The 12,104-nt window shown below is 51.3% G+C and carries 16 protein-coding genes; 12 read left to right on the forward strand and 4 right to left on the reverse strand.

Annotated features, from left to right (window positions below):
- Nucleotides 1–3 precede the first annotated feature (3 nt).
- The 6 genes from mlaE (at nt 4) to murA (ending at nt 4,005) form a co-directional block, all read left to right on the forward strand.
- The gene (mlaE, locus tag ACJHX3_RS02700; protein ID WP_000925795.1) at nt 4–786 is read left to right on the forward strand and encodes a lipid asymmetry maintenance ABC transporter permease subunit MlaE; all 783 of its coding nucleotides are present in this window, start codon (nt 4–6) and stop codon (nt 784–786) included.
- 4 nt (nt 787–790) lie between these two features.
- A complete protein-coding gene (gene mlaD / locus ACJHX3_RS02705; protein ID WP_032152520.1) occupies nt 791–1,330 on the forward strand; it encodes an outer membrane lipid asymmetry maintenance protein MlaD in 540 nt (179 codons plus the stop codon).
- 18 nt (nt 1,331–1,348) lie between these two features.
- Nucleotides 1,349–1,984: a phospholipid-binding protein MlaC gene (mlaC, locus tag ACJHX3_RS02710; protein ID WP_089527187.1), complete on the forward strand. Its 636-nt coding sequence runs from the start codon at nt 1,349–1,351 to the stop codon at nt 1,982–1,984.
- Complete coding sequence (gene mlaB, locus ACJHX3_RS02715; protein WP_000004488.1) at nt 1,984–2,277, forward strand: lipid asymmetry maintenance protein MlaB; 294 nt, start codon at nt 1,984–1,986, stop codon at nt 2,275–2,277. Before mlaC ends, mlaB begins: the two co-directional genes overlap by 1 nt.
- A 159-nt stretch (nt 2,278–2,436) precedes the next feature.
- Nucleotides 2,437–2,691, forward strand: a complete 255-nt coding sequence (gene ibaG / locus ACJHX3_RS02720) for a BolA family iron metabolism protein IbaG (RefSeq protein WP_000429656.1) — start codon at nt 2,437–2,439, stop codon at nt 2,689–2,691.
- 54 nt (nt 2,692–2,745) lie between these two features.
- Complete coding sequence (murA, locus tag ACJHX3_RS02725) at nt 2,746–4,005, forward strand: UDP-N-acetylglucosamine 1-carboxyvinyltransferase (protein WP_094308704.1); 1,260 nt, start codon at nt 2,746–2,748, stop codon at nt 4,003–4,005.
- Between the two features lie 47 nt (nt 4,006–4,052).
- On the opposite strand, the gene sfsB is transcribed toward murA, so the two are convergent.
- Together sfsB and ispB are read right to left on the reverse strand one after the other, a co-directional pair.
- Nucleotides 4,053–4,331, reverse strand: coding sequence for a DNA-binding transcriptional regulator SfsB (gene sfsB, locus ACJHX3_RS02730; RefSeq protein WP_000445413.1), 279 nt, complete (start codon nt 4,329–4,331; stop codon nt 4,053–4,055).
- A gap of 228 nt (nt 4,332–4,559) precedes the next feature.
- Nucleotides 4,560–5,531: an octaprenyl diphosphate synthase gene (gene ispB / locus ACJHX3_RS02735; protein WP_001047336.1), complete on the reverse strand. Its 972-nt coding sequence runs from the start codon at nt 5,529–5,531 to the stop codon at nt 4,560–4,562.
- A 258-nt stretch (nt 5,532–5,789) separates the two neighbouring features.
- On the opposite strand from ispB, the gene rplU reads away from it, so the two are divergent.
- The 4 genes from rplU to cgtA all read left to right on the forward strand — a co-directional run bounded on the left by rplU (nt 5,790) and on the right by cgtA (nt 8,659).
- The gene (gene rplU / locus ACJHX3_RS02740) at nt 5,790–6,101 is read left to right on the forward strand and encodes a 50S ribosomal protein L21 (protein WP_000271401.1); all 312 of its coding nucleotides are present in this window, start codon (nt 5,790–5,792) and stop codon (nt 6,099–6,101) included.
- A gap of 20 nt (nt 6,102–6,121) precedes the next feature.
- Nucleotides 6,122–6,379, forward strand: coding sequence for a 50S ribosomal protein L27 (gene rpmA, locus ACJHX3_RS02745; protein ID WP_000940595.1), 258 nt, complete (start codon nt 6,122–6,124; stop codon nt 6,377–6,379).
- Nucleotides 6,380–6,505: 126 nt separating this feature from the next.
- Nucleotides 6,506–7,471 carry a DMT family transporter gene (locus tag ACJHX3_RS02750; RefSeq protein WP_000813037.1) on the forward strand — a complete coding sequence of 322 codons (966 nt, stop codon included), beginning with the start codon at nt 6,506–6,508 and terminating at the stop codon, nt 7,469–7,471.
- 15 nt (nt 7,472–7,486) lie between these two features.
- Entirely contained in the window at nt 7,487–8,659 is a 1,173-nt protein-coding gene (gene cgtA, locus ACJHX3_RS02755; protein ID WP_094321976.1) for an Obg family GTPase CgtA, read from the forward strand.
- Between the two features lie 39 nt (nt 8,660–8,698).
- Here the strand turns inward: cgtA and dacB are convergent, their stop codons facing one another.
- Nucleotides 8,699–10,132: a serine-type D-Ala-D-Ala carboxypeptidase gene (dacB, locus tag ACJHX3_RS02760; protein ID WP_001212619.1), complete on the reverse strand. Its 1,434-nt coding sequence runs from the start codon at nt 10,130–10,132 to the stop codon at nt 8,699–8,701.
- Between the two features lie 247 nt (nt 10,133–10,379).
- Between dacB and greA the strand changes: the two genes are divergently transcribed.
- The gene (gene greA, locus ACJHX3_RS02765; RefSeq protein ID WP_001148001.1) at nt 10,380–10,856 is read left to right on the forward strand and encodes a transcription elongation factor GreA; all 477 of its coding nucleotides are present in this window, start codon (nt 10,380–10,382) and stop codon (nt 10,854–10,856) included.
- A gap of 155 nt (nt 10,857–11,011) precedes the next feature.
- Here the strand turns inward: greA and yhbY are convergent, their stop codons facing one another.
- Nucleotides 11,012–11,305, reverse strand: a complete 294-nt coding sequence (gene yhbY / locus ACJHX3_RS02770; protein ID WP_001054420.1) for a ribosome assembly RNA-binding protein YhbY — start codon at nt 11,303–11,305, stop codon at nt 11,012–11,014.
- Between the two features lie 125 nt (nt 11,306–11,430).
- On the opposite strand from yhbY, the gene rlmE reads away from it, so the two are divergent.
- A complete protein-coding gene (rlmE, locus tag ACJHX3_RS02775; RefSeq protein ID WP_000145975.1) occupies nt 11,431–12,060 on the forward strand; it encodes a 23S rRNA (uridine(2552)-2'-O)-methyltransferase RlmE in 630 nt (209 codons plus the stop codon).
- Nucleotides 12,061–12,104 lie beyond the last annotated feature (44 nt).

Raw genomic sequence — 12,104 nt, forward strand, 5'->3', positions numbered from 1 at the left:
CTCATGCTGTTAAATGCGCTGGCGTCGCTCGGACATAAAGGGATTAAAACCCTGAGAACGTTCGGGCGGGCCGGGTTAATGTTATTCAATGCGCTGGTCGGCAAACCGGAATTTCGCAAACATGCGCCGCTGCTGGTGCGCCAGCTCTATAATGTCGGCGTCCTGTCGATGCTGATTATTGTAGTTTCTGGCGTGTTCATCGGAATGGTGTTGGGGCTGCAAGGTTATCTGGTTCTGACCACTTATAGTGCGGAAACCAGTCTGGGTATGCTGGTGGCGTTATCGCTACTGCGTGAACTGGGGCCGGTGGTTGCCGCGTTGTTGTTTGCCGGGCGTGCGGGTTCGGCGCTAACCGCAGAAATCGGCCTGATGCGCGCTACAGAGCAACTCTCCAGTATGGAGATGATGGCGGTGGATCCGCTGCGTCGGGTTATTTCTCCCCGTTTCTGGGCTGGGGTTATTTCATTACCACTGTTGACGGTTATTTTCGTCGCCGTGGGGATCTGGGGCGGATCTCTGGTCGGCGTCAGTTGGAAAGGCATTGATAGCGGGTTCTTCTGGTCGGCAATGCAAAATGCCGTCGACTGGCGTATGGATCTGGTCAACTGTCTGATTAAGAGCGTGGTGTTTGCCATCACGGTGACGTGGATTTCGTTGTTTAACGGCTACGACGCCATCCCGACGTCTGCCGGGATTAGCCGGGCAACCACTCGCACCGTTGTCCACTCGTCTCTGGCTGTTCTGGGGCTGGATTTTGTGCTGACCGCATTGATGTTTGGGAATTGAGTTCATGCAAACGAAAAAAAATGAAATTTGGGTGGGTATCTTTTTATTAGCAGCACTACTGGCGGCGCTGTTTGTTTGCCTGAAGGCGGCGAACGTGACGTCCATACGTACTGAACCGACCTACACGCTTTATGCGACGTTCGATAACATTGGCGGCCTGAAAGCGCGCTCTCCGGTCAGCATTGGTGGTGTTGTTGTGGGCCGGGTGGCGGATATTACGCTGGACCCGAAAACATATCTGCCGCGCGTAACGCTGGAAATTGAACAACGTTATAACCACATTCCTGATACCAGTTCGCTGAGCATTCGTACTTCCGGCCTGCTGGGGGAACAATATCTGGCATTAAACGTCGGTTTTGAAGACCCGGAACTGGGGACTGCTATCCTGAAGGATGGCGATACAATTCAGGACACCAAGTCTGCGATGGTGCTGGAAGATCTTATTGGTCAGTTCCTTTACGGTAGTAAAGGCGATGACAATAAGAATAGTGGCGATGCGCCAGGTAATAATGAAACCACTGAACCTGTGGGTACAACGAAATAATTTCAGGAGAACCGACGCATGTTTAAACGTTTAATGATGGTCGCTTTGCTGGTGATTGCACCGCTGAGTGTGGCAACCGCGGCAGACCAGACCAATCCGTATAAGCTGATGGACGAGGCGGCGCAGAAAACGTTCGATCGCCTGAAGAATGAGCAACCGCAAATTCGGGCCAACCCGGATTATCTGCGTACCATTGTCGATCAGGAACTGCTGCCATACGTACAGGTGAAATACGCCGGTGCGCTGGTGCTGGGCCAGTATTACAAGAGTGCGACCCCTGCTCAACGTGATGCTTACTTTGCCGCTTTCCGTGAGTACCTGAAGCAGGCTTACGGTCAGGCGCTGGCGATGTATCACGGTCAAACCTATCAGATTGCGCCAGAACAGCCGCTGGGCGATAAAACCATTGTGCCTATTCGCGTTACCATTATTGACCCGAATGGCCGCCCGCCGGTGCGTCTGGACTTCCAGTGGCGTAAAAACTCCCAGACGGGCAACTGGCAGGCTTACGACATGATTGCTGAAGGCGTCAGTATGATCACCACCAAACAAAACGAGTGGGGAACGCTGCTGCGTACCAAAGGTATCGACGGCCTGACTGCACAACTGAAATCGATTTCTCAACAGAAAATCACTCTGGAAGAGAAAAAATAATGAGCGAGTCACTGAGCTGGATGCAGACGGGTGACACGCTGGCGCTATCCGGAGAGCTGGATCAGGACGTTCTGCTACCGCTTTGGGAAATGCGTGAGGAAGCGGTGAAGGGGATTACCTGCATCGATCTTAGCCGTGTGTCCCGCGTGGATACGGGTGGACTGGCACTGCTGCTCCATCTTATCGATCTGGCGAAAAAGCAGGGCAACAACGTGACGCTTCAGGGGGTAAACGATAAAGTGTATACCCTGGCGAAATTGTATAATTTGCCTGCTGATGTTCTGCCTCGTTAAATTTTTTCAGGCCGGATATGGCGTTAACCGCCTGTCCGGCAAACCTGCCTGCAAGTCGAGCCTTGTCTGATTTATCAGCGAGGCTTTTTGCTTATTTATGCCAGCGCAACTTTGCTCTAAGATGTTTCGCTGGTTTATTAACTGATGATTGAAGATCCCATGGAAAATAATGAAATTCAGAGCGTGTTGATGAACGCTCTCTCCCTCCAGGAAGTCCACGTTTCCGGCGATGGCAGCCACTTTCAGGTTATTGCCGTGGGTGAGTTGTTTGACGGCATGAGTCGGGTTAAAAAACAGCAGACGGTCTATGGCCCGCTGATGGAATATATTGCGGATAACCGCATTCATGCTGTGTCGATCAAAGCGTATACCCCTGCGGAGTGGGCGCGCGATCGCAAACTGAACGGCTTTTGAGCTATGGGCGATTCGCCGGTAGCGGATATGAATTGTTAACTGAGAACAAACTAAATGGATAAATTTCGTGTTCAGGGGCCAACGAAGCTCCAGGGCGAAGTCACAATTTCCGGCGCTAAAAATGCTGCTCTGCCTATCCTTTTTGCCGCACTACTGGCGGAAGAACCGGTAGAGATCCAGAACGTCCCGAAACTGAAAGACGTCGATACATCAATGAAGCTGCTAAGCCAGCTGGGTGCGAAAGTAGAACGTAATGGTTCTGTGCATATTGATGCCCGCGACGTTAATGTATTCTGCGCACCTTACGATCTGGTTAAAACCATGCGTGCTTCTATCTGGGCGCTGGGGCCGCTGGTAGCGCGCTTTGGTCAGGGGCAAGTTTCACTGCCTGGCGGTTGTACGATTGGTGCACGTCCGGTTGATCTACACATTTCTGGTCTCGAACAATTAGGCGCGACCATCAAACTGGAAGAAGGTTACGTTAAAGCTTCCGTCGATGGTCGTCTGAAAGGCGCACATATCGTGATGGATAAAGTCAGCGTTGGCGCAACGGTGACCATCATGTGTGCTGCAACCCTGGCGGAAGGCACCACGATTATTGAAAACGCAGCGCGTGAACCGGAAATCGTCGATACCGCGAACTTCCTGATTACGCTGGGTGCGAAAATTAGCGGTCAGGGCACCGATCGTATCGTCATCGAAGGTGTGGAACGTTTAGGCGGCGGTGTCTATCGCGTGCTGCCGGATCGTATCGAAACCGGTACTTTCCTGGTGGCGGCGGCGATCTCTCGCGGCAAAATTATCTGCCGTAACGCGCAGTCAGATACTCTCGACGCCGTGCTGGCGAAACTGCGTGACGCTGGAGCAGACATCGAAGTCGGCGAAGACTGGATTAGCCTGGATATGCATGGCAAACGTCCGAAGGCTGTTAACGTACGTACCGCGCCGCATCCGGCATTCCCGACCGATATGCAGGCCCAGTTCACGCTGTTGAACCTGGTGGCAGAAGGGACCGGCTTCATCACCGAAACGGTCTTTGAAAACCGCTTTATGCATGTGCCAGAGCTGAGCCGTATGGGCGCGCACGCCGAAATCGAAAGCAATACCGTTATTTGTCACGGTGTTGAAAAACTTTCTGGCGCACAGGTTATGGCAACCGATCTGCGTGCATCAGCAAGCCTGGTGCTGGCTGGCTGTATTGCGGAAGGAACGACGGTAGTTGATCGTATTTATCACATCGATCGTGGCTACGAACGCATTGAAGACAAACTGCGCGCTTTAGGTGCAAATATTGAGCGTGTGAAAGGCGAGTAATCGTCTGAGAGCTGGCAGCCCCGTTCGCGGGGCTACCGCCAGACCACTCATTTTTTCGGTTTAGTGTAGCTACGCATCAACTGCGTTCTGTCGATAAACTCATGGGTCTGCGGATCATGGTAGCGTGATGGCCAGATAACCCAGGGGTCAGTTCCCAGGGCTTTCGCAATAATCATCTCTCCTTTCGGCCATGGGCGCGATAATGCGTTCGCCAGCGTTGAGGAACTCAAACCATTTCTGCGAGATTCCGCCGCCATTGACGTTCCCTTCTTGCGCAAACCCGCAATGATGTCAGCGGGATGCCAGTCAATGAAATTACTTTCCATCTTTCCTCACTCCTTAAGTTAGTCGCTTTCATTCAGAACATTTCTTTTGTCGGGCATCACTATACTCCTGATGGCCTATTGCTCTAAAAAGTTCCTGTAAAGAGTGTGAATATTCAGAATATATAAAGATACATACACTGGTTTTTCAGGCGTTATTACGCTGAATAAGTGTTTTTATGGAACTTATTGGAATCATCCCGCGCACTGCGCGGGATGAGGGGGAGGGGATTAACGATCGCGTTGAACAGCTATGTGCGCGAGGCCGATGAGTGCTTCTCGCCACGGGGTGTCCGGGAGCACCTGTAACGCTGCGATGGCTTTGTCTGCTTCTTCCTCGGCACGCTGACGCGTCCATTCAAGAGATCCACAAGCGTTCATTGCTTCCAGAACCGGTTCCAGAAGATGGCGACCGTTACCCTGTTCGATGGCGGTACGAATCATCTGTGCCTGTTCTGGTGTGCCATGATGCATTGCATGCAGCAGCGGCAGCGTCGGTTTACCTTCGTTCAGATCGTCGCCGACGTTTTTACCTAACTGTTCGCCATCGGCATTGTAATCGAGTAAATCGTCGATCAACTGGAAAGCAGTGCCGAGATAGCGCCCATAATCCTGCAGGCCTTTCTCCTCCTCCGGCGTACAGCCAGCCAGAATCCCGGAACACTGCGCGGCAGCCTCAAACAGACGCGCGGTTTTGCTATAGATAACGCGCATGTAGTTTTCTTCAGTGATGTCCGGATCGTTAACGTTCATCAGTTGCAGAACTTCACCTTCTGCGATGACGTTTACGGCTTCTGACATGACTTCCAGCACTTTGAGCGAGCCGAGGCTGGTCATCATCTGGAACGCGCGGGTATAAATAAAATCGCCTACCAGCACGCTGGCGGCATTGCCAAATGCGGCGTTGGCGGTAGCTTTACCCCTGCGCATATCTGATTCATCCACAACGTCGTCGTGCAGCAGAGTCGCCGTGTGGATAAACTCGATCAGGGCAGCAATGGTGACATGCGCATTTCCCTCATAGCCAACAGCTCGTGCAGCCAGTACAGCAATCATCGGGCGAATACGTTTACCGCCGCCGCTGACGATGTAATAGCCTAACTGATTGATCAGTTGGACGTCGGAATTAAGCTGCTCAAGGATTGCCGCATTAACACCCGCCATATCTTGCGCGGTTAACTCATTGATTTTTTCTAAATTCATCGCAAAAGCCGGGCTTTTCGCCCCGATTACCTTACTGTGAACAAAGGCAAGTTAGGGTTTATGGTTAGGAATATAGGGTGATTGTACTGAAAAAATGGCACAGATAAACGTTACCGTACAAGTTGTGTTTTTTTTCTTCGTGTATTGACTGTAGCACTTGTCAAAGGCGTGCGTTTTGCGTAATATTCGCGCCCTATTGTGAATATTTATAGCGCACTCTGAATCATTGAAAAGGTGTGCGCGGAAGCGGAGTTTTATATGTACGCAGTTTTCCAAAGTGGTGGTAAACAACACCGAGTAAGCGAAGGTCAGACCGTTCGCCTGGAAAAGCTGGACATCGCAACTGGCGAAACTGTTGAGTTCGCTGAAGTGCTGATGATCGCAAACGGTGAAGAAGTCAAAATCGGCGTTCCTTTCGTTGATGGCGGCGTAATCAAAGCTGAAGTTGTTGCTCACGGTCGTGGCGAGAAAGTTAAAATCGTTAAGTTTCGTCGTCGTAAACACTATCGTAAGCAGCAGGGCCATCGTCAGTGGTTCACTGATGTGAAAATTACTGGCATCAGCGCCTAAGACCTGAGGAGAGATTTCAAATGGCACATAAAAAGGCTGGCGGCTCCACACGTAACGGTCGCGATTCAGAAGCTAAACGCCTGGGCGTTAAGCGTTTCGGTGGCGAATCCGTTCTGGCGGGTAGCATCATCGTTCGTCAACGTGGTACCAAATTCCACGCTGGCGCTAACGTAGGTTGCGGTCGTGACCACACTCTGTTTGCTAAAGCAGACGGTAAAGTGAAATTCGAAGTTAAAGGCCCGAAAAACCGTAAATTTATCAGCATCGAAGCTGAATAAGTTTTTCGCGTCCCGGTAACGGATGAAAGCCCCGCAACACGTTGCGGGGCTTTTTACATTCGATAACCGGTAAAAATGCGCATGGTGCGACGTTAATTCGCAAATGCGCTTTGCAGGGAATACGGTATGAAGCAGCAGGCAGGCATTGGCATTCTTTTGGCGCTCACCACAGCAATTTGCTGGGGGGCGTTGCCAATCGCAATGAAGCAGGTGCTGGAGGTGATGGAACCTCCGACAATCGTGTTTTACCGTTTCTTGATGGCGAGTATTGGCCTTGGTGCCATTCTTGCGGTGAAGAAGAGGTTGCCGCCATTACGCGTGTTTCGTAAGCCACGCTGGTTGATTTTGTTGGCAGTGGCGACCGCCGGGCTGTTTGGGAACTTCATCCTGTTCAGCTCATCCTTGCAATACCTGAGTCCGACCGCTTCGCAGGTGATTGGGCAACTCTCGCCAGTTGGCATGATGGTTGCCAGCGTATTTATCCTGAAAGAGAAAATGCGCAGCACTCAGGTTGTAGGGGCATTGATGCTCCTGAGCGGCCTGGTGATGTTTTTTAACACCAGTCTGGTCGAGATATTTACAAAGCTCACCGATTACACCTGGGGAGTTATCTTTGGGGTCGGTGCTGCGACGGTTTGGGTGAGTTATGGCGTGGCGCAAAAGGTTTTATTGCGTCGGCTGGCCTCACCGCAGATTCTGTTTTTACTGTACACTTTATGTACAATTGCGCTCTTCCCTCTGGCAAAGCCTGGAGTGATAGCGCAGCTTAGCCACTGGCAGCTCGCATGTTTAATTTTTTGCGGACTGAATACATTGGTAGGATATGGCGCCCTGGCGGAAGCGATGGCTCGCTGGCAGGCAGCGCAGGTGAGCGCGATCATTACGCTCACCCCACTGTTTACGCTGTTTTTTTCAGATCTTTTATCACTGGCCTGGCCCGATTTCTTCGCCAGACCGATGTTAAACCTTTTAGGTTATCTCGGTGCGTTTGTCGTGGTTGCGGGCGCGATGTATTCCGCCATTGGTCATCGTATTTGGGGCGGATTACGTAAGCATACAACGGTGGTATCGCAACCCCGCGCAGGCGAATGATTTACGGAGAATAAAATGAAGTTTGTTGATGAAGCATCGATTCTGGTCGTTGCAGGTGATGGCGGTAATGGTTGCGTGAGCTTCCGCCGCGAAAAGTATATTCCGAAAGGCGGCCCGGATGGCGGCGACGGCGGTGACGGCGGTGACGTATGGATGGAAGCCGACGAGAACCTGAACACGCTTATCGATTATCGTTTTGAAAAATCTTTCCGCGCAGAGCGTGGTCAGAATGGCGCAAGCCGCGACTGTACCGGTAAGCGCGGTAAAGACGTGACGATTAAAGTGCCGGTAGGTACGCGTGTTATCGACCAGGGTACCGGTGAAACCATGGGCGATATGACCAAACACGGTCAGCGTCTGCTGGTTGCTAAGGGCGGCTGGCACGGTCTGGGCAATACCCGTTTCAAATCGTCAGTTAACCGTACACCACGGCAGAAAACTAACGGTACGCCGGGCGATAAGCGTGAGCTGCTGCTGGAGCTGATGCTGCTGGCTGACGTCGGTATGTTGGGGATGCCAAACGCGGGTAAATCGACCTTTATTCGTGCGGTATCGGCGGCTAAACCGAAAGTGGCGGATTATCCGTTTACCACTCTGGTGCCAAGTCTTGGTGTGGTACGAATGGACAACGAAAAGAGCTTCGTTGTTGCCGATATTCCAGGACTGATTGAAGGCGCTGCAGAAGGCGCAGGTCTGGGCATTCGCTTCCTGAAGCACCTGGAACGTTGCCGCGTCCTGTTGCACCTCATCGATATCGATCCGATTGACGGCACCGATCCGGTTGAAAACGCGCGTATTATTATCAGCGAGCTGGAAAAATACAGCCAGGATCTGGCGGCGAAACCGCGTTGGTTAGTCTTCAACAAGATCGACCTGCTGGATAAGGCAGAAGCCGAAGGGAAAGCGAAAGCGATCGCTGAGGCGCTGGGTTGGGAAGATAAATATTATCTGATCTCTGCGGCGAGCGGACTGGGCGTGAAAGATCTCTGCTGGGATGTGATGACCTTTATCATTGAAAACCCGGTCGTGCAGGCTGAAGAAGCGAAACAGCCAGAGAAAGTTGAATTCATGTGGGATGATTATCACCGTCAGCAGCTTGAAGAGATTGCTGAAGAGGATGATGAAGACTGGGATGACGACTGGGACGAAGACGACGAAGAAGGCGTTGAGTTCATTTACAAGCGTTAATCAGCAAAACCCCGGCCATGCGCCGGGGTTTCTTTTTGACTAATTGTTCTGATAAATATCTTTGTACAAACGGCTTTCAAAACGCACTAACGGAATACGGCGATTACGCTGATCCGCGGGTTCTACTGCATAGCCGGAAAGATATTGCACAAACGCCATTCGTTGCCCGCTCGCCGTGGTAATGAATCCCGCCAGGTTATATACCCCCTGCAACGAGCCGGTTTTCGCTGAGACTTTGCCATCCACGCCCGCCTGATGCAGACCTGCACGGTACTGCAAAGAGCCGTCATAGCCCGCCAGCGGCAGCATAGAGATAAAGTTAAGTTCATTGTCGTGTTGGGCTATGTATTGCAGCACCTGCATCATGGTGGCGGGGGCAATCAGGTTATGCCGCGAAAGCCCTGAACCATCGGCAATAATGGTGTTACCAATATCGACACCGGCTTGCTGGCGCAGGATCTGACGCACGGCGTCCGACCCGGCCCGCCATGTTCCAGGCACATTGAAGCGCGCATGGCCTATCATGCGGAAAACCGTATCGGCAATCATGTTGTCCGACTTTTTCAGCATAATCTTAAGCAGATCGTGCAGCGGGGCCGACTGTTTACTGGCAACTACCGTTCCAGGTTCGTTAACCTGCGTCTGACGCAGCAGTGTTCCGCTCCAGGTGATACCTGCCTGTTTTAACTCATCTTTCAGAATTGCTCCGGCATAGCTGGCTCCATCCTGCACGGCAAAAGCCAACGGGAGCGGCTCAGAACGTTGTGGCAGGCATCCGGTCAGCGTAAAGCGGTTCAGGTCGCCTGGCACCACATCCAGCTCGCAATATTGCGCTTCGGCAGAACCACGGGGGAGGGTGCGTACCTGGCTGAACATCGTAACGGGGTAATAAGATGCCACGCGTATAAAAGCCATATCACCAGGTTTTGGGGCACTGTAGAGCGAGACGGAGAAACAGTTGCGGTCAACTATGGCGGCAGCAGGCGGAGCGCTAAAGCATTGTGTCATGTCATTCCATGGCCAGCCGGGGGCTTTATCGTGGCTGGCGAAAATGGAGGTATCTATCAACACATTGCCATCGATTTGGTTGACGCCAGATTTTTTCAAAGTCGCGACCATATTGCGAATATCCTGACGTTTTAACGTCGGATCGGCACCAAATCGCGCCACTAAGTCACCCTTAAGTACGCCGTTTTCCACATTACCTTTGGTTTCAAGCGTCGTGGTAAAACGAAAATCGGGGCCGAGTTGAATCAACGCCGCCAGTGCAGTAATCACTTTCTGCGTACTGGCGGGCAGCGCCATCTGCTGACTGTGGTAATCAATAGCGGGGGCCGACGCGCCGACTTTTTGCACCATCAGGGCAAGGTTGGCACCAGCGGGGAGTTGAGTAATGTACTCATCAACATTTGCGGCCTGAACACTGAACGCTATACAGCTGGTCAATCCGATGATAAATCTGGAAAATCGCATAATCTCGCGCTAACAACCTGGAATCGAGCCGTCATACTACGGCGCAACGCCCTATAAAGTAAACGATGACCCTTCGGGAACTTCAGGGTAAAATGACTATCAAAATGTGAATTGTAGCTGACCTGGGACTTGTACCCGGGTCGGTATTTTTTTGCTTCTGGTCCCGGTGAGGAGTTATGCCGGGCAGGCCGAACAGCCGGGGTGGGTGAAGACTTGCCCCATCAGGAATATTCAAGAGGTATAACAAATGCAAGCTATTCCGATGACCTTACGCGGCGCTGAAAAATTACGCGAAGAGCTGGATTTTCTGAAATCTGTGCGCCGTCCTGAAATCATTGCTGCTATCGCGGAAGCGCGTGAGCATGGCGACCTGAAAGAAAACGCCGAATACCACGCAGCTCGTGAACAGCAGGGCTTCTGCGAAGGCCGTATCAAAGACATCGAAGCCAAGCTGTCGAACGCGCAGGTGATTGATGTCACCAAAATGCCCAACAATGGGCGCGTTATTTTTGGTGCTACCGTAACGGTGCTGAATCTCGATTCTGACGAAGAACAGACTTATCGCATCGTTGGCGATGACGAAGCTGACTTTAAACAAAACCTGATTTCTGTAAACTCACCTATTGCTCGTGGCCTGATCGGCAAAGAAGAAGATGATGTTGTGGTCATCAAAACGCCGGGCGGCGAAGTAGAATTTGAAGTAATTAAGGTGGAATACCTGTAAGAATTACCCAATACTCAAGATGTTGATGTATTGTAAAGAAAGGAAAAAGGCCGCTATGCGGCCTTTTATCAACGAACAGAGCGTGGCATTTTGCTCTCCTGCCTGCGGAAAACCCCTCGTTTTACACAGCAAATGTGTGTAACTTTAGGATAATCTTAGCGTGGCAGCGAGATTTTACGTTCTTTAGTTGGGCGATAAAGCACCAGCGTTTTACCGATGACCTGTACATTACAGGCGCCGGTTTCGCGCACGATAGCTTCCACGATCAAGGTTTTAGTTTCGCGATCTTCGGTGGCGATTTTCACCTTGATGAGTTCATGGTGCTCTAACGCTTGTTCAATCTCGGCCAGCACCCCTTCGGTCAAACCATTACTGCCAAGCAGAACAACTGGCTTGAGCGGATGTGCCAGACCTTTCAGGTGCTGTTTTTGTTTAGTACTCAGATTCATCGTATTTTTTGCTTACGTTGGGATTGAAAACGGGTCATTCTACCGCCATCTCCCATATATAACCAAATAGGCGCGTAAAAATTTACGCAATTGGTTACGATGAGTTATCCCAATGGGAAAGTTAAATGACAGGTAAGAAGCGTTCTGCCAGCTCCAGCCGCTGGCTTCAGGAACACTTTAGCGATAAATATGTTCAACAGGCACAGAAAAAGGGGTTACGTTCCCGTGCCTGGTTTAAACTTGATGAAATACAGCAAAGTGACAAACTCTTTAAACCGGGAATGACGGTTGTCGACCTTGGTGCTGCGCCGGGTGGTTGGTCACAATATGTGGTCACCCAAATTGGCGGCAAAGGCCGTATCATCGCTTGCGATCTTTTACCTATGGATCCTATCGTTGGTGTGGACTTTCTTCAGGGCGATTTTCGTGATGAACTGGTGATGAAAGCACTGCTGGAGCGCGTTGGCGACAGCAAAGTCCAGGTTGTCATGTCCGATATGGCACCAAACATGAGCGGAACACCGGCGGTGGATATCCCCCGTGCCATGTATCTGGTGGAACTGGCGCTAGAAATGTGTCGTGATGTATTAGCGCCAGGTGGCAGTTTTGTAGTGAAGGTGTTCCAGGGCGAAGGTTTCGATGAGTATCTAAGGGAAATTCGCTCCCTGTTTACGAAGGTCAAAGTTCGTAAGCCGGACTCTTCTCGCGCACGTTCGCGGGAAGTGTATATTGTAGCGACCGGGCGTAAACCCTAACCGGGAGATTTCAGACGAAAGTTTGAAAGATGCTGGATATAGAG

This window comes from Escherichia sp. WS1265 (genome assembly GCF_046487585.1).
Taxonomy (GTDB): domain Bacteria; phylum Pseudomonadota; class Gammaproteobacteria; order Enterobacterales; family Enterobacteriaceae; genus Escherichia; species Escherichia coli.